This is a genomic window from Bdellovibrio sp. SKB1291214 (assembly GCF_002209355.2).
Classification (GTDB): Bacteria; Bdellovibrionota; Bdellovibrionia; order Bdellovibrionales; family Bdellovibrionaceae; genus Bdellovibrio.
Genome location: NZ_CP106855.1, coordinates 2,594,102 through 2,614,056, shown reverse-complemented (window position 1 = coordinate 2,614,056; position 19,955 = coordinate 2,594,102). Strand labels below are relative to the sequence as shown.

Below are 19,955 nucleotides of genomic sequence, written 5' to 3'. Positions count from 1 at the left end.
TTACTCTCCCTCTTCGTCCAGATCAAAATCAAACTCCATGTTATCCATACCGTTTGACATCAAAAGCTCGCGAAGATCGGCTTTGCCCGTTTGCCAATTGATCTGATTTAAAACAGCTGACGCGTACACCATGCCCTCATAGGCATAGGATAAAACAAAGAATGAACCGACAATCCAGCGGATGCGCGTACGGGTGTTCCGAGGCTTAAACTGAATCACCCGTGTTTCTGCCACCCAATCGGATAAGTGCGTGCGATCGTATCTGAAAAACGCCAAGGCATAGATAGCCCAAGAAAAAAAGAAAGTCAGACGACTGGTTAAGGGACGCAACAGACACTGGGTATAATCAAGATCTGCCGAAGGATCATTGCAAGGCACAACCTTAAGACCTAACAGCCATTTCCCGGGAGTGGCAGAGATCAACATCAAAGACACAGCTTCGTACAAAGCCGGAATTAAGAACATCATTCCCAGTTGGAACAAGTTCAACTCCACATCCGTTTCGCTGAACCAAACGTTGTAAAACGCTGAGAAAAACGGAAAATAGCAGATCGAAAGAAAGGCCTGATCTATTAAAACTGCAAAAAACCTTCGCCACGTGCTGGGAACGTAAATATCAATCATTTCAAATATCCTTCAAGCCACGATAGAGCTTGTTTGCGTTCTTTCAATGTTCCTTCAAGTTGCAAAAAGTAAGCTTCTTGCAGACACTGCCCAATCGCGGGTCCTTGAAGCTTTCCTTTCAAGTCTTCGCCGTTTAAAATAGGCTTCGGCAGTTCTTCGCCCAAATCACGGCGCTGAATGAACAGAGAAAGTATTTGTTCCTCGAGGCGGCCTTCTTTCATTAGAACTTCCAGGGCCCACTGCTTGCCAGGTTTTTGCAAAAGTTGAATTTGCAGTCCAAGACGTTGTGTAAAGAACTCTTCCGGATTTTGCCAAAGCTCCCAGGCATCTTCAATGCCCCGCTTTTCTTTGGTCGACAGGCGCAAAAGCTCAATTGATTTTTCCAAATCAAATTTTTGAGCCGTACGCAGAAATAAACTTAGATTTTGCCAGATCTCGCATCCTGGATACGCGGTCCACGATACATCCGGCGCACGCCACGGGAAAAGTTCAGACTGCAACCCCGTGTCTTGCATCACACGAAGTCCCAAAGAAACATTTTTTGATTTTAAAAGCTTCCCCATCTCGTCACGAAGACGCTCGCCGCTGACTGTTTTTACCGCCGAGGCCATTTCAGTCATAGCGGCCAAAGTATTCGGCTCGACAGCAAAATCCAGTTGAGCCGCAAAACGAGCTCCCCGCAGCAATCGCAAGTGATCCTCTTGGAAGCGTTTTCTAGGGTCGCCCACGGTGCGAAGAATTTGTTTTTTAAGGTCCACTTGGCCATTTACGAAATCCAAAATCCGGTGATTTTCCAGATCGTAAAACAAAGCATTCACTGTGAAATCACGGCGTTCAGCGTCTTCTTCAGGGGTCGAAAAGACCACGTGATCAGGTCTACGGCCATCCTGATAATTGCCGTCATTTCGAAACGTGGCGACCTCGATATCGGCTCCGCCGACTAAAACTCGCATAACCCCGAAAACTTTACCCACATTGATGGTTTTTTCGAACAGGTTCTCGATGGTTTCAGGGGTTGCATCCGTCGCAATGTCTAAGTCATTGGCTTTAAACCCCAATAAAGCGTCACGCACGCATCCCCCTGCTAAAAAGGCTTTATAGCCTTCACCGGCCAACCTGTGATAGATTGCCTCGACTGCGGGCCAATGGGGATGAGATTGCAAAATCGTGCGAACTTGATCCATACCTTCAGTGTACAAAAAAACTCGTTGAAAGAAAGAATTTGTTCGCGTGACGCCTCAGGAGATAAAACCTCTATTGGATCCTTTCCTTGCTGACTTGGGAGTCTCCCATTTCGGTTGGGCACCGCTTGCGAATCCATTAAGTTTTGACTTTTATCGCAGCTGGATCGCCGAGGGTCTTCATGGTGAAATGAATTATTTGGCAGAGCATGCACCCATTAAGGAAAATCCACAAAGCAAATGGGCCCGGGCAGAGAGCGCCTTGGTATTTGCCATGCCCTATTACCCGCATCCAGAAAAAATGGCGAACTTCCCACTGAAAGAAGCTCGTGTCAGCATGTATGCCCAGGGCATGGACTATCACTTTTGGTTTAAGCAACGCATGCAAAAGCTTTGTGAGGAACTCGCCAAAGTTTTTCCTGACGAAGAATTCATGGCTTTCACCGATAGCTCTCCCTTACTGGAACGCGACCTTGCTAAGAAAGCCGCCTTAGGATGGGTGGGAAAAAATACTTGTGTGATCAACCCTAAAAAAGGGAGTTTGTTTTTTATTGGTGAAATCGTCACTTCATTAAAAATCAGCACCGAAGTGGCCCCGTTGCCTGATTTTTGCGGAACCTGCACTCGCTGTATGGATGCCTGCCCCACGGGGGCGCTGGTAGAACCCAGAAAAATGGATGCTCGTAAGTGCATTTCCTATCTGACAATCGAATCGCGCCAAATCCCAGAGGAATCTTTGCGAGAAAAAATCGGCGATTGGTTTTTTGGATGTGACTTGTGCCAAACCGTCTGCCCGTGGAATCAAAAAGTTTTCAAGGGCCAATTATCCATCGAAAAAACCTTATCGCTATCAAATGAAAAGACCACAGCGTTGCAAGAGGAATTGCGCTATATCCTGGTCAGTTCCGGAAAAAAATTAACGAAAGATTTCTTTGGAACGCCTTTGGCTCGCGCGGGATCGTTTGGTTTAAAACGCAATGCCATGATCGTCGCTGCCAATAAAAAACTAAAAGAGCTTCAACCTGAAATTGAAGCCCTGAAAGAGCACGAAAAATTGGGAGAGTTAGCCCATTGGACTTTAAGGCAACTACAATCCTAACTTACGCAACAGATCGTCGATTTCGTTCTGTTTAAGTTTTTGTTTGCCCGGATCCTCTTGTGCCGCTTTTCCTGTTCCCACACTCGCAGCCACGTCATCAGAGAATTTGCCGGACACCCAACGCAGGCGATCAATGAACGCCTGAGGAATGCTGGCTTTTAAAGCCGACAACGGCTCATCAATGCGATCTAAAAGTATGTCGAGAGTCTCGGAACCATCCAGCAAAGTGGCGACACACACATCAAACAAATTTTCGTTGTCTTTGATTTGTGACGCCTTATATCCGACTGCTTTGCATAGGGCTGTATAGTCAGAAATCAAGTGAACTGCATGATCTTGGGGGGCTGACATAGCTAAGCTCTTTGCTCCCCCCATAATGCGATCTACACCATTTCCATAATCGGCAAGTTTTTGCACTTGAGAGAAATCGCCTTCTATACCTTCGAGAAGATCTATCATATCTTCAATCAAGGTCTTTGACTCGCTCACAAAATCTTTTACAATTTCTTTATCAATAGACATTCACTAAACGATAGCAATCGGAAGGTTTGGAAGCAATGGATTATGTCTCAGTCCGCGTGAGTACACTTCGCGGAGACCAAAAAATTGATTTCAACGCCTATATCAAAATTAACGACAAGATGATCCTATACCTACGTCGTGGCGATAGTTTTGAAGGTGATCGCTTGAAGCGCTTGAAGGAAAAGCAACTTCGCAAGATGTACATTTTGACCACAGAGGAACAACTCTATCGTGGTTATTTGGATCGCAATCTTGAGATGGCATACGACAATGCTTCTGGAAAAGATCTGCAAACCCGTGTGGAAGTCATCCAAGGCGCGCAACAATCAAACTGCGAAGAAGTCTTTGAAAATCCAGAAAGCAAAGAAAACTATGACTACGCAAAAGATGCTGCAGGCAAATACGTCAGTTTCGTAATGTCTAATGCGCAATCGGTGTCTTCCATTATGCATATGGAAAACACCGATAAAAACTTAGCCCATCATGGAGTGACGGTATCCACCCTTGCCATCGCCCTGGCGCAAAAACTTGGAATCAACGACATTAAGAAAACTCAACTCTTGACGTTGGGGGCCCTTTTACATGATTACGGGCACTTTTTATCGGGAATGAACGTGAATCAAAAAGTGGCCGACATGAATCCAGCGGATAAGCTTTTATGGTGGAAACATCCCTCCGAGGGCGCAGCCAAAGTTCGCGACAAACAGCACTTTGATCAAACGGTTATCAACATCATCGCCCAACATGAAGAACTTATTGATGGCTCGGGCCCCTTGGGTCTGCGTGAAAAAGACACCGATCCTTTGGCAACCATCGTATGTTCAGCCAACGCCATTGATCGCTTGATCACTTTTGAAGGTGTGCCGAAAAGTGAAGCAGCTAAGAAACTGATGCTAGAGCGCGTGGGGCAACATCCTCTGCAGCATATTCAGCTTCTCAGCGACATCATGAAGGGCATCTAAACTGACATCCTGTCACATCGGCAAATAATAATTCCCATCATCTCTTGATGGGAGTATTGCTGATATATGCCTAAATCAGCCATTCAGTACAAACTGCACAAATTGATCGAGCGCCTTGAATACAAGGAATCCCTGCGAGTGGTCCCTTTTCTTATTGCAAGCTTTGTGGCGGCTGTTACGTCCATCCTCTACACTAAGATTTTTTTCGCGACCGAAGAATTGTCTTTGCACATACTGCATAACACTCATTGGTCGATTTCCTTGCTCGTCACTTTAACGACAATATTTTTAAGCTGGTACATCCCCCACCGTTTGGCAGCCCACGCCAGCGGCAGTGGTATTCCGCAAATGCTCATCGCAAATGAACTTGATCCTTCCAGCGACAGCAGATTGATTCGCTCTCTGATTGGCATTCGCGTGATCTTGGTAAAAATATTTGCATCCATCGTTTGTGTTTTAGGTGGAGGAGCCGTAGGGCAAGAAGGACCCACACTGCAAATCGCTTCGGGAATTTTTTATCGGATCGGGGAAAAATCCACGCGATGGATTGAACAAGCCTCCACCCGCTCATTTATTCTTGCCGGTGGCGCCTCAGGATTAGCGGCAGCATTTAACACGCCATTGGGTGGCATCGTTTACGCGCTTGAGGAACTCAGCAAAGACTATTTCAACAACTTTAAAACCTATGTTCTTTGGTCAGTGATGGTGACCGGTCTGATTGTCCAAACAGTCATGGGTGGATACTTGTACTTTGGCTTTCCCACCATTCAGTCCCTGGGGATACAAAGCTATTTTTGGATCGTGACCTTAGCCGCACTGACTGGAATTTTAGGAGCCCTCTTAGGTAAGCTGCTTTATCGAATCCCTCAAGAGCGCAAAAAACTAACCACCATCAAAAAACTTGTCGCCGTGAATGTCGTTTGCGGCGTGTTGTTTTGGATCAGCATTTATTTCTGGAATGAACACGGCGTCGGCGGCGGTAAAACAATCATCACGAATCTATTATTCAAGGACGACTGGGCCTCGGCTTCCGATATCTTGGTTCGCATCGTGGGACCCGTGTTGATGTCCATCGCCGGAGTTGCTGGTGGACTGTTTGCTCCCACCCTTGCTATTGGAGCCACCGTGGGCTCGTTGTTTTCTGAATTGGTCTGGACACATAACCACCATCTACTGATTTTGTGCGGGATGATTGGATTTCTTACAGGCTTCATGAAGACCCCTTTTACGGCCTTTATCCTTATATTTGAGATGACAGATCGTCACTCCTCCTTGTTTCCTATGATGTTAAGTGCAGCAGTTGCCGCCGGCGTATCTCATATGATAAGTCATCACTCATTCTATGACTTGGTGAAAGAGGACTTCTTTCACGGCAAAAATGCAAAGAACACGGTTGAGTAGGTAGGCTTTTGTGGATGAACGTTTAACGAATTTAGAAATCAAAGTTGCGCATCAAGATCACGTTATCGAAGAACTTCACCAAGTGATTTACGAACAACAAAAGACGATCGACAAATTGGAAACCCTGCTAAGCGGTCTGACAAGACGTCTGCAGGAAGCCTTAAGCGACGAGGGCTCGGAAATTCGCGGCAACGAAAAACCTCCGCACTATTAAAACAAATAAAAAAGAGCAGCCCTTGAGCTGCTCTTTTTTATTTCCAGAGTTTCCAGATTTTTGCTGCTAGAAATACTAGCTGCTTTTTGCTTGCTTGAAACGTGCTTTCAAATTGATCGCCGTCAAACGAAGCTCTTCTTCCAACACAACATCAAATAATTTTTGCGCTGAAACTTTATACAAGCCCGCCAATTTCCACAAAATAGAAATTGGTGGAGAAGAAACTCCACGCTCCCAGTTAGAAACAAATTGTGCTGTCTCATATCCTAGAACAGTTGAAACTTCTTTTTGTGACAAACCAGATTTCAAACGACACTCTTTTAGAAAAGCCGCCAATTTCGATTCTTGTGTAGCCATTTAAATAATTCCTCCAAATACGTACCCGTGTCCAATTTGGACGCTACCAGTGACGCAAAATAAAGACAAGCACTCGATTAAAAAAAATCACTATCACGTTTTCAAAATCAGCGAAGAGCCGAGCAGAACTTCAATTTTTTTTCTCCAATCATCTTTTGAAAGCGGCGGTTGGATATCTTCTAACATCGCCATTTCTAAGAGTCGCTCCTCTGAAAACGCTCGATCTTCATTGAGTAAATCTAAAAGTGCAGCCTCGCAAATTTCGATTTTCCTCTCTAATATTTTAACCGATTCTTGATTGCATACAAATGTATAAAGCCCTTCTGTGCGTTGAATCACGTCGTTATCATGAGACAGCTTTAACGTCTGCAAACTCGGATTAACAACCAGTTGTTTAGTCCCCGCTGGAGGCATCTCAAACGGCTGAATCTCAAGCCAGGCGCGGATCCACTCCCACTGGACTAGTTCAACCATCGTTTGTTTACTCGCGAATTTTTGGCGGATAAATCCACTAAAATATCTCCAATGATCTTGAAGCAACCAACTGCTCCACTCCATTTCTTTCAAATACTCTGCGCACAATTTTGAATTCATGACTCCAAGTTGTTCGTGGGTTTTTGGAAAAATCCGAACAAAGGCCTTCAAGACTTCGTCATGAAAATTAAATTCTTTAGAGGCGATCACACGAGTTGGCTGCAGCCACTGCAAAGTTCTTTGCAATTCTTCATCATAGATCGCGCGTACGGATGCAGGAATAAACCCCGTATGCGTTTGCAGAATAATCTCTCGTTCAGCCTTTAATTTAAGCAGCTGGTGCTTGCGGATAGCCCCGACACCTACCACATCAACATCGCGAACTATCACTTCGGCAGACGCAGGTAAGACTTCATCCCAAGGAAACATTAACTTATAGAGGTCGTTTGTTTGTGACATTTTATTTATTGTAAGATTCTAATGGTTGAGGGGCAAGTTTTGCTCACCACTTAGGCATGACTATATCAGTCAATATGTGGAGTGCTTTTATTATTGACCGGCGTTTTGCCCCATGGAACAAGGGTGCCATGAGATTTTTATTTTTCGTCCTCACAGCTATGTCCTCTGCTGTTGCGTTTGCTGCGCAAATAGTGTCTGGCACAGTGTCTATCGAGGGCAAAAACATGTACCTTACGACGGACGATCCTTGCCATCGTTACTTGGTGCTTTCAAATACTGAAGGCGCCCTGAGTGCGTTGGTAAAGCTGTCTGCGGGTGACGTTGTCACTGCTACAGGTATTAAAAATCCAGGCGAATGTTCAGTCGCTATCGAAAGCGTCGAGTACGTCGGCCTACGCCGTATGCTTGGTAATTGGTATTCTCGTGAAGCCGTTATCAACGTTCAAGACTTCAACTCCATGAAGTACTACCCGGCTCAAAGCATCGTAACGAACGGTAACAAAGTTTACGCTTCTGTTTCCACAAATCCTGTGGAATATAATTACAGTCTAGTTCCTGGCTCTGGTAAGGAGTGGGTCTTGTTCTTGTCAGACTCCAAAAGTACGACATTTGGAACAATCCAATTCAACAGAGGCTCTGCAGTTATGAAAATCTATAACTCAGACACCGGTGAACTGACGAAAACATTGCTCCTTTATAGAATGCAACAACCCGGACAAAATTAATGAGTTGGCTACATCCCACAGACAAGCATCTTCTTTTCACAAAAAATGACAAAGAGGATCCTCGCCTGGGTGAATGCGTACAGCTATGGCCTAAGGACGAACCTTCCCTTGAAGGATTTGATTTTAATTTTGCGATCTTGGGATATCCTGATGACGAAGGCATCGCTTTAAACGGCGGCCGCGTTGGAGCGCAAGTCGCTCCCCCTGAAATTCGCACTTATCTTTACAAGATGACTCCCCACTTGGCTTCCACACAACTTCCCAAGATATTGGATCTTGGAAACTTGTCTAAAGAAAAACCCCTTGAAGAACGCCACGCAAAAGGTCGCGCCTTAGTTTCAGACCTTGTGAAAAGAAACAAGCACTGGATTTCTTTCGGTGGCGGTCACGACTATGGATACTGTGATTCCGCCGCTTTCGTCGAAAATCACAAGGACGGTGCCGTGGTGATCAACTTTGACGCCCATATGGACGTGCGTCCTACCGATAAAGGATTTAACTCTGGCACTCCTTTTCATCGTCTGTTAACCGAATTTTCTGATCACGTGGATTTTGCAGAGGTGGGAATTCAAAACCAATGCAACAGCAAAACTCACATCGCTTGGGCAAAATCCAAAGGGGCCGAGATCATCACTTTGGATCAAATCAATGAAAACGGTCTTTTGAATTCATTAAAGAAATACTTAAGCGGTAAAGAGAATAAAAAAATCTTTTTAAGCGTCGATATCGACGCCTTTACATCCAACGAAGCTCCGGGTTGCTCACAATCATGGACGACAGGATTATTCACCAAGGACTTCTTGGAAGCTCTTCAGTGGATGATTAAAAACTTTGATGTGCGCGGCATGGGAATCTATGAAGTTTCCCCGCCCTTAGACTCTGACAAACGCACGTCGAAACTGGCAGCCCTTATTTCGCACAATTTTATCTTTGGTCTTTTAAATAAAGGTTAACCTTATGAATCGCGGTTTTGGCAGCGACAATCATGCTGGCACTCACCCCAGGATTTTAGAATCATTGGCTCGCGCTAATGTGGATCATGCGCCTTCATATGGAACGGACGAGTGGACCGAAGAAGCTGTGCGCGCCTTTCGCAAGCACTTCGGTGAATCTTCACAAATTTTCTTTGTCTTTAATGGCACTGCTGCCAACGTCACAGCTTTGCGTGCGATCACTCGCCCTTGGCAAAGTGTGTTGTGCGCGGATGTGGCCCACATCAATCTGGACGAGTGCGGAGCCCCCGAGCAAATGGGCGGCTTTAAACTTCAAACCGTCCCTTCGGTTGATGGAAAGATGTCTGTCGAAGCCTTGGAAAAACAGTTCATCCGTCGCGGTGATCAGCATTTCTCGCAGGCGGCCGTTCTTAGCATCACCCAACCCACAGAGCTTGGAACAGTTTATTCGCTAGATGAGCTACGAGCATTAATTGGCTGGGCTCGCGACCGAAAGCTTTACGTGCATATCGATGGGGCTCGCTTAGCCAATGCTGCTGTTTCGTTGCAAAAAGATTTTTCAGAAATCACCACGGATTTGGGTGTAGATGTTGTTAGCTTCGGAGGAACTAAGAACGGCCTGATGATGGGCGAAGCCGTGATCTTTACGAATAAGGCATTGGCTCATGATTTTAAATATGTGCGTAAACAAAGCAGCCAACTTCCTTCAAAATCCCGCTTTATCGCCTGCCAGTTTATCGAATATTTTAAGAACGACCTCTGGAAAGACATCGCTCGAAATTCGTTGGAGCGCGCTCGGGAGCTATACGAAGCCGTGCACGACATTCCCGGCGTGAAAGTTCGTACTAAACCCGCAAGCAACGCGGTGTTTGCGACAATTCCCTCGGCATGGGTGAAACCCTTGCGCGAAAAGTTTTTCTTTTATGTCTGGGATGAAAATACTTTTGAGTGCCGCTGGATGACCTCCTGGGATACTCAAAGTGCTGACATTCAAAATTTTGCTTTAGCTATTAAGGAGCTTTCACGATGAAATACCCTTCAGTTCACTATCACGACTATCTAGGCATTGAAAAAATCTTGGATGCACAACATCCCGTCAGTGTAACTTACGGAAAACCTGCCCACGATGAATTGTTATTCATCATCGTTCACCAAGCTTACGAACTTTGGTTCAAACAAATCCTATTTGAACTGGATTCTGTTTTAGCAACCTTCCAAAAACCAAATGTCCCTGAAGAGGAAATGGGTCAAGCCACTTCCCGCTTAGAAAGAATCGTTGCGATTCAAAGACTAATCATGGGGCAGATCGATGTTTTGGAAACGATGACTCCTCTGGATTTTTTGGATTTCCGTGACATGCTTTATCCGGCCTCTGGATTTCAAAGCTTCCAGTGGCGTTTGATTGAAACGAAATTAGGTTTGCGCCTGGGTGACCGTCTGGCATACAACCAAGCTCCTTTCTGGAAATCTTTAAGCGAGAGCCAACAAAAAGAAATGCTGGAAGTTTTAGACAAGCCTTCTTTGTTTGATTCTTTAGAGAAATGGCTTGAACGCACTCCATTCCTTCAAGGTGAAAACTTCAACTTCTGGGATTCTTACAAACAAGCCGTTAATAAAATGTTCGCGGAAGATATGGCCACTGTTAAAGCCAATAAAAATATTCCTGAAGAAGATAAAAAGAAAACGATCGAAGGTTTGGAAAAGTCTTTGCAAAGCTTTGATGCCCTTTTTAACGAAGAAGAGTTCAATAAGCTGCGTGCGGCTGGGCAATTCCGTCTTTCTTATAAGGCAATGCATGCCGCTTTGTTGATTCAGCTTTACCGCGATCAACCGATCTTGCAGACACCATTTAGAATTATTCGTGCCCTATTGGATATTGACGAAAATATGACGAATTGGCGCTATCGCCACGCCATGATGGCCATGCGCATGCTTGGTAATAAAATTGGCACAGGTGGCTCCTCAGGACACCAATACCTGGCTGCTGCGACCGCTAAACACAAGATTTTCAGCGATTTCTTTAATTTGACGACATTTTTTATTCCAAGAAGTCAGGTTCCAGCCTTGCCAAAATCAATTTCGGACCGAATGTCTTTCCACTACACATAGTTAAGGAGCTTTTTTATGGCAAAACAAGTTCAAGCATTTAATGCAGAGATCAAACAACTTTTAGATATCGTCATTCACTCGCTGTACTCCAATAAAGAAATCTTTCTTCGCGAATTGGTTTCAAATGCTTCCGATGCAATTGATAAATTGAAATTTCAATCGCTCACTCACCAAAGCTTACTGCCTGCTGACTGGTCTCCCGAAATCCGTTTGGAAGGTAACAAAGACCAAGGCACTTTGAAGATCATCGATAACGGTATTGGCATGAACCAAGAAGAAGTAGTTCAGTTTATTGGGACTATCGCGCGTTCGGGCGCGAAGGCCTTTGCCCAGATGAATCAAGAAATGCGCGACAAACCTGAATTGATCGGCCAATTCGGTGTGGGTTTCTATTCGGCGTTCATGGTTGCTGATAAAGTGACTTTGCACACACAAAAAGCTGGTACTAACGAAGGCGTTGTTTGGGAATCAACGGGTGACGGTACTTACTCCGTGGACACGGTTCCTCGTCCAGGAGGCACAGGCACAACCATCACTTTGCACTTAAAGAAGTTTGCAGAGGACGAGGAAGTTCAGGATTTTACCGACGCGTGGGTTTTGAAATCCCTGGTTAAAAAGTACTCTGACTTTGTTGCTCATCCCATTAAGATGAAAAACGACAAGGGCGAAGACGAAACTTTGAACTCGCAAAAAGCGATCTGGTTGAAATCCCCTTCTGAAGTCACAAAAGAAGACCACAAGGAATTCTATCAGCACTTGTCCCACGATTTTAACGAGCCTTTGAAGACGATCCATTACCGTGCCGAAGGTACGATGGAATTCAATGCTTTGATGTACATCCCTGGTAAAAAACCTTGGAACTTTAACAACCGCGAAATGGAGTACGGCCTAAGCCTTTACATCAAGCGTGTATTCATCATGGCAGACTGTAAAGAATTGCTTCCGCCTTATTTGCGTTTCGTAAAAGGCTTGGTGGATAGTTCTGATCTTTCATCGAACGTATCTCGTGAAATCTTGCAGCAAGACCGTCAGGTGACGGCGATCCGCAAGAATGTCACGACGAAAATTTTGGGCGGTCTGAAAGATCTTTTGAATAAAGAGCGCACGGAATACGAAAACTTCTGGTCGGAGTTTGGCTCCACATTCAAAGAGGGTCTGCCTTCTGAACCCGCTAATAAAGAAAAGATCCAAGAACTTTGCCTGTTCCATTCTACGTCGTCTGATAAAATGACGACCTTGGATGAATATGTCTCTCGTATGAAGCCGGAACAAAAAGACATCTACTTTATCACGGGCGATTCATTGGGCCAGGTGACGAACTCTCCTTACCTAGAAAAATTGAAAGAGAAAGGCCTTGAAGTTCTTTTGATGGTCGATCCTGTGGACGAGTGGGTTGTAAACGCCATCGGTACATTCAAAGACAAAAAACTTCAGTCCATCACGGCTGAAGGTTTGAACTTGGACACGGAAGAAGAGAAAAAGCAAAAAGAAGAAGAGTTGAAAGCTGTCGCGGAAAACTTGAAACCTGTCATGGAGACCATGAAGAAAACATTGGAAGCGCAAGTGAAAGACGTTGTCCTTTCCGACCGCTTAACTAGCACTCCGGTGTGTTTGGTTTCTTCAGCACATGATCCGTCAGCACACATGCAACGTCTGATGGCGCAAATGGGCCAAGAGTACAACCAACCGGTGAAGCGCGTGATGGAAATCAATCCAAAACATCCGTTGTTTGATAAGATGCTCAAGGCAACTCCCGACCAACAAGCGAAATGGTCCGAGATCCTTTACGCTCAAGCCTTGCTCAACGAAGGTTCGCAAATCCCCGATCCAGTCAAGTTCTCGCAACAAGTTGCGGAGCTAATGATCTCTGCGGTTCACTGATCTCAAAAACTAAAAGCCCCGGTCTCCCAGGGCTTTTTTTTTTATTTCTTTACAAACTCATTATCGCAAAGGTACGGCCTTACCTTGATCGTAAAGGTACGGCCATACTTTGAATGGTATGGCCCAAGCTTAAAACATACCAACTCACTTTGAATTAAAAAAACAACAGCCTCGGGACCAAACTGGGGGCTATTGTTCTCGTCCTTTCAACATGGAGGACAGATTGATGTCACCACCGCTCCGGTTACTGGCTGCGTCACTACGGTGCAATTATCCGATCAGCGATTTGCAGTCGTACTTCATCTAGAAATACTTTTGGAGACAATTTTTTATTCGCGGAGCTTCCGCGAACTTGAACACTTAGGTTTCCCGAAGCGACTTCTTGATCACCAATAACAATGATGTACGGCGCTTGCGATTCCTTGGCGTCTTTGATTTTGCGATTCAGACTTTCAACGCGGTTATCGACATTCACCCGAACGAAAGCATTATGCAACATCAGCCAAACTTGTTTTGCATATTCTTGATGACGATCCGCAATTGGCAAAATCTGCACTTGGATTGGCGATAGCCACAAGGGCATTGCTCCTTTATATTTCTCGATCAAGAAAGCGACGAAACGCTCATGGGAGCCCAGTGGAGCACGGTGAACGATCACGGGACGTTCCTTCTCACCCTTCTCGTTGATAAAGCTTAGGATGAATCTTTCGGCACTCATGAAATCCAACTGCACAGATGAGGCGGATTCTTCTTTGCCATAGATATTCTTAAGCTGCACATCGATCTTAGGCCCATAAAACGCCGCTTCGCCAGCTTCTTCGTCGAACCGTAAATTCATGTCGACCAAGACCTCGCGCAAAATGCCCTCGGCCCATTCCCACTGATCTTTTTTGTCTTGGTATTTTTCAGGATTGCTCGCGTCCCATTTAGACAATCGCAAGCGGTAATCTAAAATTCCTAAAACCTTGTAAGCATGTTGGTACATTTCAATCACCTGGCGGATTTCATTCTTAACCTGAGCAACACTGCAATAGATATGAGCGTCGTTCTGGCAAAGCCCCCGAACACGCATAAGGCCTGATAGCGCCCCTGACAGCTCATAACGATAAACCTGACCGTATTCAGCCAAACGCAGCGGCAGCTCCTTATAACTGCGCATCGATGAATCAAAGATCTTATGGTGATGAGGGCAGCACATCGGCCTGAGGCGATAGTTGACATTCTCCAATTCCATCGCTGGGAACATCGAACCTTGATAATAAGGCAAATGCCCCGATTGCTGATAAAATTCCTCCTTAGCGATGTGCGGGCTCATCACGCGCTGATATCCGGCAAGGAACTCCAGCTCCTTCATGAACTTTTCCAGTTCATCGCGAATCACAACTCCGTTTGGCAGCCACAGCGGCAAGCCGGGACCCGTTATTCAATGCTCTATGATCGTCAGAGTGAAGGCGCACGTGGGCCTTCACGTTTTTTTCTTCAAAAGACATGGTAAACTCCAAATGAATCTCAAGGACCTGTTGTCCTCAAAAAGATTATTCAATTTTCAAAATTAAAAAGTCATACGCGCGAAAGGCCGTGAGCCCTTCGGCAACAGAAAAGAAAGAACCCCTACGGGGTGGTGACAACAAGACTTAGAATAAAAAGCGAAAACAAAGCGAATCTCATGGTGTTCAATGTATCGAACCAGCACAAGAAAAACCAATCGATAGTATTTAGAAGGGGTATAAGAAATTCTTATAGCGAACTACCGGCACTTCGGGTTATGAGCCCTAAGAGGCAATAAAAAAGCCCCGACGAATCGGGGCTCTTTTTTGTAATATTCACACCCGCTCCGGTTACTGAGCGCGGCATTTTCTGATTAGATGTAAGCTCCCAATTCTTTGCTCATGAAACGTTTGCGCATTTTGATTGTGCTGTTTGTTTCGAGTTTGCCAAGACGGCGGGCGATCAGGTCGTTTTTTGAAGCTTTCTTAGTCAGAACTTCTGTGGAAGCAAACAACTCAACGCCGCTTTCAAGAGTTTCATATAATTCGAAAACGTCACAAGCATTCAAGTATTCAGTTTGAACAGCTTGGCCTTCAAAATTTTTGTAAGTGTATTTGCTGTATTCTTTTGCGTCTTTTTCAGCGGCTTTCACTGCGCCGTTTGCGTTCGCCGCTTGGAACAAGACCACGCGCTCTTCCAGCAATTCTGCGAAAGCTGGTTTAACTTTCGTTTTACCAACTGCACGAGTTACGTAAAGAGTCTTAACTGCGAACCATTTTTTATTTGCCATGACTAAATCCTGTGGAAGTTCTGTGACGAAAAAATTCGCCACTGTTTATTAAATTAAATTGTTTTTACAAATTTCAGCATCTCAGCCGCATGGCCTTCTGCTTTGATTTTACGGAATTCGCCCGCAAGCTTACCGTCTTCGTCGATCACGAAAGTGCTGCGCTCGATGCCCATGACTTTTTTGCCGTACATGTTCTTTTCTTTGATCACATCAAAGATTTTGCACAGCTCTTCTTCTTCGTCAGACAACAATTGGAATTTAAAGTCGTACTTGCAAATGAACTTGTCATGGGATTTCAAGCTGTCCCGGGAAACACCGATGATCTCCGTGTTTTCTTTTTTAAATTTTGGCAAAAGCTCGTTGAACTCAATCGATTCTGTCGTACAGCCCGGAGTGCTGTCCTTGGGATAGAAATACAGAACGATTTTTTTGCCCTTCATCGAGGACAAAGAAAACGTCTCCCCGCTGGAGGAGGGAATTTTAAAAGCCGGAACTTTTTTACCTATTTCAACTTTAGCGGCCACCTGAGGCTCCTTGATCATTCAAAATACCCGGGTGCTCCGCGGGTTGCTGTGGATGTTGTTGATCTTGTTGTTGCGACGGATCTGTCCCATTGTCAATCGGTTGTGGATTTTCAATGATATTTCCATTCTCATCCGTCGGCCAACCTTGCGCCGCTGCAGGATCAGCCGGAGCATCAGACGCAGGTGCACCCTCACCACCGATCACACCGCCCGGCAACTGCACGGTCGGCTGATCCATAGGCACCGACACCGGTCCCGAAGGTTTCGGAGTCACTTGCGCTTGTGGCTCTTCTCCTGGCGGCTGCTGTGGACCATCCGCCACAGGAGACTTGTGCGGCACAGGAGATGGCGACTTTTTAGGAGTCGGAGAAGGAGTTGGCGCATAAAGCTCTGTCTCGGTCACGGTGATCTTACCCGACATGGGAACGTCCGCTTCAATTTTTCGAACATCAGTCAAGTTCTCGTAAACCTTTCCACGCAGCTTTATCATGTTTTGACCGTCTTTTTGATAGTCATAAACATCTAAACGAATCATCTGGATGCGATCTTTTTCCTGAGCCCAGTTTTTACAATTTAAAGCTAGTAACTGATCATCGGCATTGGCGCGAACTTTACATGTCACAGTGATATTCAAAATAGCCGCACTGACACCTAAGACTTCCTGAAGTCCCTCTGGAAAAAGAGTCAAATCAAACTCTCCTTCTTTTTGCGCGTTGATCATCGCCATGCGCTTAGCGGGAGCTTTGGAAGAACAACGCTCATACATTTCGATTTTCTGTGGATATCCCGTTTGCGACATCACATCGCGCTTTACTTCATAGCGATCGCAACTGAACAATGATTTATTGCCCAGTTTTGCATTTTGTTGAGTCAGCAAGGCGCGCTGAACTTTACCAAATGAAGATCTTAACAGCGGACGACGTTCACCCGTTAACACCCACCAAGCTTCGCGATGAACACTGTCGGCTTGCTCCATCACTCGAATAAAAAGATTCAAAGATTTTTCCTGCGGAGTAGTAACTACTTTCTTAGGCATGTTGACGACAGCATTCGAAACAGGAGCCGTGTCCACTTGTGCTTCCTTCTTACGAACACAAGACGTAAGCAAACCAACTGAGACCGTGACTGCGAGAAGGATTTTACAAATGTTCATTCCTTAAGTCTTGCAAAGGGCTCGTCTGAACACAAGAATTTCCTTTACCCGTCTCGAACCTTTACTCTAGAATAAAAGCACAGCACATTTAGAACGTCATCAGGAGGCATAATGGAAAAGATTTGGCTCAAGAACTACCCTCAAGGCATTGGACCTGAGATTGATCCAAATGAATATCAATCCCTGATTGATATTTACGACGAAGCCGTTCGCAAATTCCCATCAAACAAAGCCTTTACCAACATGGGTGTCAGCCTCACTTTCACGGAGCTAGACCAAAAGGTAAATCACTTTGCCTCCTTCCTACAAAACGAATTGAAACTTAAAAAAGGCGATCGCATTGCGATTCAGATGCCAAACTTATTACAATTCCCAGTAGCCGCGTTTGCGGCGCTTCGCGTGGGACTTACAATTGTAAACACCAATCCGCTGTACACGGCTCACGAAATGCAACATCAATTTAAAGACTCTGGTGCGAAAGCTATCGTGATCATGGCGAACTTTGCAAATCACTTGCAAGCCATCATCAAGGACACGCAAATCGAAAGCGTTGTAATCACAGAGCTTGCGGATCTATTCCCGACTCCGAAAAGAATCTTGGTGAACTCGGTTGTAAAGTACATCAAAAAAATGGTTCCGAAGTTTGATATTCCTCAAGCCTACACATTCCGCCAGGCTTTGGAACTAGGAGCGATGCGCCCTCACCAAAACGTCAAAACCAATCACGATGATTTAGCTTTCCTTCAATACACAGGGGGAACAACGGGCGTCGCAAAAGGCGCCATGTTAACTCACAAAAACGTGATCTCAAACATGATGCAAATCCGCGAATGGATGAGACCCAAATTAGAGGAAGGCCGCGAAATCGCAATCGCAGCACTTCCCCTTTACCACATCTTTGCTTTGACCGTGAACTGCTTGGCCCTTTTGAAAATGGGAGCAGAAAACATTCTGATCACCAATCCAAAAGACATCCCAGGCTTTATCAAGGAATTGAAAGCAAGACCTTTTTCGATTGTTTCGGGCGTGAATACATTGTTCAACGCTTTGATGAACAATCCGGAATTTGCGACCATTGATTTTAAATCAGTGCGAGTCAGCGTTGCCGGAGCAATGACTTTGCAAAAAACTGTCACTGAAAAGTGGATCAAAATGACGAACTCTGTAATCGTGGAAGGTTATGGATTGACTGAAGCCTCGCCGGTGGTGTCTTGCAACCCTATTGATGGAACAGATCGTGTTGGTACTATTGGTCTGCCAATGCCAAGCACCGACGTCAAATTGATCGATGAAGACGGTAATGAAGTAAAACAAGGTGAAGCGGGAGAGCTTTGTGCCAAAGGTCCCCAAGTCATGCGTGGCTACTGGAACCGTCCCGAAGAAACGGCTGCTGTTTTAACTGCTGATGGTTGGTTGAAAACAGGCGACATCGCAACTGTCGATGGTGATGGCTTCTTTAAAATCGTGGATCGCAAAAAAGATATGATCTTGGTCTCAGGCTTTAACGTATACCCGAACGAAGTGGAAGAAGTGATTGCTTCTCATCCTGGCGTGCTCGAGGTCGCAGCGATTGGTGTGCCAGACGAGCATTCCGGTGAAATCGTGAAAGTCGTCATCGTTAAAAAAGATCCGAACCTAACTCCCGAAGACGTGATCGCTCACGCAAGAAAAAGCCTCACGGGCTACAAGATTCCAAAGTTGGTCGAGTTCAGAACAGAACTTCCAAAAACCAACGTCGGAAAAATCCTCCGCCGCGCCCTCCGCGATCCAAAATAGCAGAAATAAAAAAGGTCCCCAAAAGGGACCTTTTTTTTATTTTCCGCACCCGTACTATCGGGTCCTTTTTACGAACTCTATGCTTTTTTATTCCAGCTAGCACACCAGCCATTACCGACGACGTGTTTACCTGCGAAGATTGTGCAAGAGCCAACTTCTTTACCAGCGTTCATACCGGTTTTTTTGTAGAAACCGCAAGTTGAACAATGGTTGCCCTTGGCTTCAGGTGCTTTGTTGTGATCTTCAACGTACTTAACTGCTTTTGCTACAGAGTCATTTGGATCAACCATAACTGTGCCACCCGCAGCAGCAGAACCAGCGGCTGGAGCCGACTCGCCTCTTTTTTTCTGCGCATAAGCGGATTGAACGAATGCTGGAGCAACGGCTGCTACTCCTACCACGGATAAAAATGTTTTCAAAAATCCACGACGGTTCATGTTGTTCCTCCTGATGAATCAGTTTTGATTATCAAATAGTATTCATTTTCACTACATTTTCAATTATAAATGAAATGTAAATGAGAATGACATAGAGAGGCAAGGCCACAAATTGTTGCGGGAAAATAAAAAAGCCGCATCAAGTGCGGCTTTTAAGTGCTTAGAATTTTTAATAAATTTACTTGAGTAACAGACGAAAAACCTAGTGCGCGTGCACTTCACACTGGCAGGCCTTACGGTTTAAGTAGTGCGCCGTCACCAGCAACAAGCTCCCAAAGATCGTGACCAGGTCCATCTCAAAGAATTCAACCATTTCGTGTGGAAGTACCGATCCTGCACAAACTAATAGCAGTCCGGAGACCCCCATCGTGAACACTTTGTTCTGACGGTGATGTTTGTAACCAGACCAAAAAGCAAAAAGTCCGATCGGCAAAATAACTGCCGCCATAGACAAATGCACCCACTCCGCTTCAAAGGCCTCACCCAGCACTGGTAAAGCCAAAATCAAAAGCGGCGTTATCAAACAGTGAATCGCGCACAACGTGGAAAGAAACATTCCAAGTCGGTCCCAGATATCCGTCTCCTCTGCGAATTCTGCGTGTTTTGAGTGATCAACATCGCAGCAAGCAGCAGCTCCAGGATTCATCGCAAAGGATGTTTTAAGATCAGCACTGGACAAGGATTCAACTGCTTTAATCACTGGTTTTACGTCTAAAGTTTGCTCGTCCACACTCACCACCTAAGCTCTGTTTATCCCCTAAACGCAAGTTACTGTCAACTGGCCCCAAGGCCCCTCGTAAACTCTACAGCTTGCCTTTCCACTCTT

Annotated in this window: 21 protein-coding genes; 10 read left to right on the top strand and 11 right to left on the bottom strand. The window is 45.3% G+C overall.

Features of this window, described 5'->3' with window-relative positions; all coding sequences use genetic code 11:
* Positions 1 to 624, bottom strand: a complete 624-nt coding sequence (locus B9G69_RS12955; RefSeq protein WP_088614725.1) for an RDD family protein — start codon at positions 622 to 624, stop codon at positions 1 to 3.
* Positions 621 to 1,808: a CCA tRNA nucleotidyltransferase gene (locus B9G69_RS12950; protein WP_088617110.1), complete on the bottom strand. Its 1,188-nt coding sequence runs from the start codon at positions 1,806 to 1,808 to the stop codon at positions 621 to 623. Before B9G69_RS12950 ends, B9G69_RS12955 begins: the two co-directional genes overlap by 4 nt.
* Positions 1,809 to 1,881: 73 nt before the next feature.
* On the opposite strand from B9G69_RS12950, the gene queG reads away from it, so the two are divergent.
* Complete coding sequence (gene queG / locus B9G69_RS12945) at positions 1,882 to 2,904, top strand: tRNA epoxyqueuosine(34) reductase QueG (protein WP_254916794.1); 1,023 nt, start codon at positions 1,882 to 1,884, stop codon at positions 2,902 to 2,904.
* On the opposite strand, the gene B9G69_RS12940 is transcribed toward queG, so the two are convergent.
* Positions 2,893 to 3,426 (bottom strand): hypothetical protein, encoded by a 534-nt coding sequence (locus B9G69_RS12940; protein ID WP_088614727.1) that lies wholly within the window; start codon positions 3,424 to 3,426, stop codon positions 2,893 to 2,895. The two genes, queG and B9G69_RS12940, sit on opposite strands and share 12 nt — an antisense overlap.
* 35 nt (positions 3,427 to 3,461) lie before the next feature.
* Between B9G69_RS12940 and B9G69_RS12935 the strand changes: the two genes are divergently transcribed.
* From B9G69_RS12935 to B9G69_RS12925, 3 genes are all read left to right on the top strand, one after another.
* Positions 3,462 to 4,388, top strand: a complete 927-nt coding sequence (locus tag B9G69_RS12935) for an HD-GYP domain-containing protein (RefSeq protein ID WP_088614728.1) — start codon at positions 3,462 to 3,464, stop codon at positions 4,386 to 4,388.
* 66 nt (positions 4,389 to 4,454) lie between these two features.
* A complete protein-coding gene (locus B9G69_RS12930) occupies positions 4,455 to 5,789 on the top strand; it encodes a chloride channel protein (protein WP_088614729.1) in 1,335 nt (444 codons plus the stop codon).
* 10 nt (positions 5,790 to 5,799) lie between these two features.
* Positions 5,800 to 6,003: a SlyX family protein gene (locus tag B9G69_RS12925; RefSeq protein ID WP_088614730.1), complete on the top strand. Its 204-nt coding sequence runs from the start codon at positions 5,800 to 5,802 to the stop codon at positions 6,001 to 6,003.
* A 75-nt stretch (positions 6,004 to 6,078) separates the two neighbouring features.
* On the opposite strand, the gene B9G69_RS12920 is transcribed toward B9G69_RS12925, so the two are convergent.
* Together B9G69_RS12920 and B9G69_RS12915 are read right to left on the bottom strand one after the other, a co-directional pair.
* Positions 6,079 to 6,360 carry a helix-turn-helix domain-containing protein gene (locus B9G69_RS12920; RefSeq protein WP_088614731.1) on the bottom strand — a complete coding sequence of 94 codons (282 nt, stop codon included), beginning with the start codon at positions 6,358 to 6,360 and terminating at the stop codon, positions 6,079 to 6,081.
* Positions 6,361 to 6,453: 93 nt separating this feature from the next.
* Positions 6,454 to 7,293 (bottom strand): hypothetical protein, encoded by an 840-nt coding sequence (locus B9G69_RS12915; RefSeq protein ID WP_141096886.1) that lies wholly within the window; start codon positions 7,291 to 7,293, stop codon positions 6,454 to 6,456.
* Between the two features lie 128 nt (positions 7,294 to 7,421).
* Here B9G69_RS12915 and B9G69_RS12910 point away from each other — a divergent pair, with 128 nt between their 5' ends.
* From B9G69_RS12910 to htpG, 5 genes are read left to right on the top strand one after another with little or no spacing between them, the layout of a single operon-like run.
* Positions 7,422 to 8,018, top strand: a complete 597-nt coding sequence (locus B9G69_RS12910) for a hypothetical protein (RefSeq protein WP_088614733.1) — start codon at positions 7,422 to 7,424, stop codon at positions 8,016 to 8,018.
* Positions 8,018 to 8,971, top strand: coding sequence for a formimidoylglutamase (locus tag B9G69_RS12905; RefSeq protein ID WP_088614734.1), 954 nt, complete (start codon positions 8,018 to 8,020; stop codon positions 8,969 to 8,971). The genes B9G69_RS12910 and B9G69_RS12905 overlap by 1 nt, the downstream gene beginning before the upstream one ends.
* Positions 8,972 to 8,975: 4 nt before the next feature.
* Complete coding sequence (locus tag B9G69_RS12900; protein ID WP_088614735.1) at positions 8,976 to 10,001, top strand: threonine aldolase family protein; 1,026 nt, start codon at positions 8,976 to 8,978, stop codon at positions 9,999 to 10,001.
* On the top strand, positions 9,998 to 11,080 hold the full coding sequence (locus tag B9G69_RS12895; protein WP_088614736.1) for a tryptophan 2,3-dioxygenase family protein: 1,083 nt from the start codon (positions 9,998 to 10,000) through the stop codon (positions 11,078 to 11,080). Before B9G69_RS12900 ends, B9G69_RS12895 begins: the two co-directional genes overlap by 4 nt.
* 15 nt (positions 11,081 to 11,095) lie before the next feature.
* Complete coding sequence (gene htpG, locus B9G69_RS12890) at positions 11,096 to 12,961, top strand: molecular chaperone HtpG (protein WP_088614737.1); 1,866 nt, start codon at positions 11,096 to 11,098, stop codon at positions 12,959 to 12,961.
* Positions 12,962 to 13,220: 259 nt separating this feature from the next.
* Here htpG and thrS read toward each other — a convergent pair whose 3' ends face one another.
* The 4 genes from thrS to B9G69_RS12870 form a co-directional block, all read right to left on the bottom strand.
* The gene (thrS, locus tag B9G69_RS12885) at positions 13,221 to 14,369 is read right to left on the bottom strand and encodes a threonine--tRNA ligase (protein WP_254916795.1); all 1,149 of its coding nucleotides are present in this window, start codon (positions 14,367 to 14,369) and stop codon (positions 13,221 to 13,223) included.
* Between the two features lie 453 nt (positions 14,370 to 14,822).
* A complete protein-coding gene (locus tag B9G69_RS12880) occupies positions 14,823 to 15,239 on the bottom strand; it encodes a DUF4288 domain-containing protein (protein WP_088614739.1) in 417 nt (138 codons plus the stop codon).
* 53 nt (positions 15,240 to 15,292) lie between these two features.
* Positions 15,293 to 15,781 (bottom strand): peroxiredoxin family protein, encoded by a 489-nt coding sequence (locus B9G69_RS12875; protein ID WP_176400914.1) that lies wholly within the window; start codon positions 15,779 to 15,781, stop codon positions 15,293 to 15,295.
* Positions 15,753 to 16,916, bottom strand: a complete 1,164-nt coding sequence (locus B9G69_RS12870) for a hypothetical protein (protein WP_088614741.1) — start codon at positions 16,914 to 16,916, stop codon at positions 15,753 to 15,755. The genes B9G69_RS12875 and B9G69_RS12870 overlap by 29 nt, the downstream gene beginning before the upstream one ends.
* 111 nt (positions 16,917 to 17,027) lie before the next feature.
* On the opposite strand from B9G69_RS12870, the gene B9G69_RS12865 reads away from it, so the two are divergent.
* Positions 17,028 to 18,692 (top strand): AMP-binding protein, encoded by a 1,665-nt coding sequence (locus B9G69_RS12865; RefSeq protein ID WP_088614742.1) that lies wholly within the window; start codon positions 17,028 to 17,030, stop codon positions 18,690 to 18,692.
* Positions 18,693 to 18,769: 77 nt separating this feature from the next.
* On the opposite strand, the gene B9G69_RS12860 is transcribed toward B9G69_RS12865, so the two are convergent.
* Positions 18,770 to 19,129: a high-potential iron-sulfur protein gene (locus B9G69_RS12860; RefSeq protein ID WP_088614743.1), complete on the bottom strand. Its 360-nt coding sequence runs from the start codon at positions 19,127 to 19,129 to the stop codon at positions 18,770 to 18,772.
* Positions 19,130 to 19,331: 202 nt separating this feature from the next.
* The gene (locus B9G69_RS12855; protein ID WP_254916796.1) at positions 19,332 to 19,859 is read right to left on the bottom strand and encodes a MerC domain-containing protein; all 528 of its coding nucleotides are present in this window, start codon (positions 19,857 to 19,859) and stop codon (positions 19,332 to 19,334) included.
* Positions 19,860 to 19,955 lie beyond the last annotated feature (96 nt).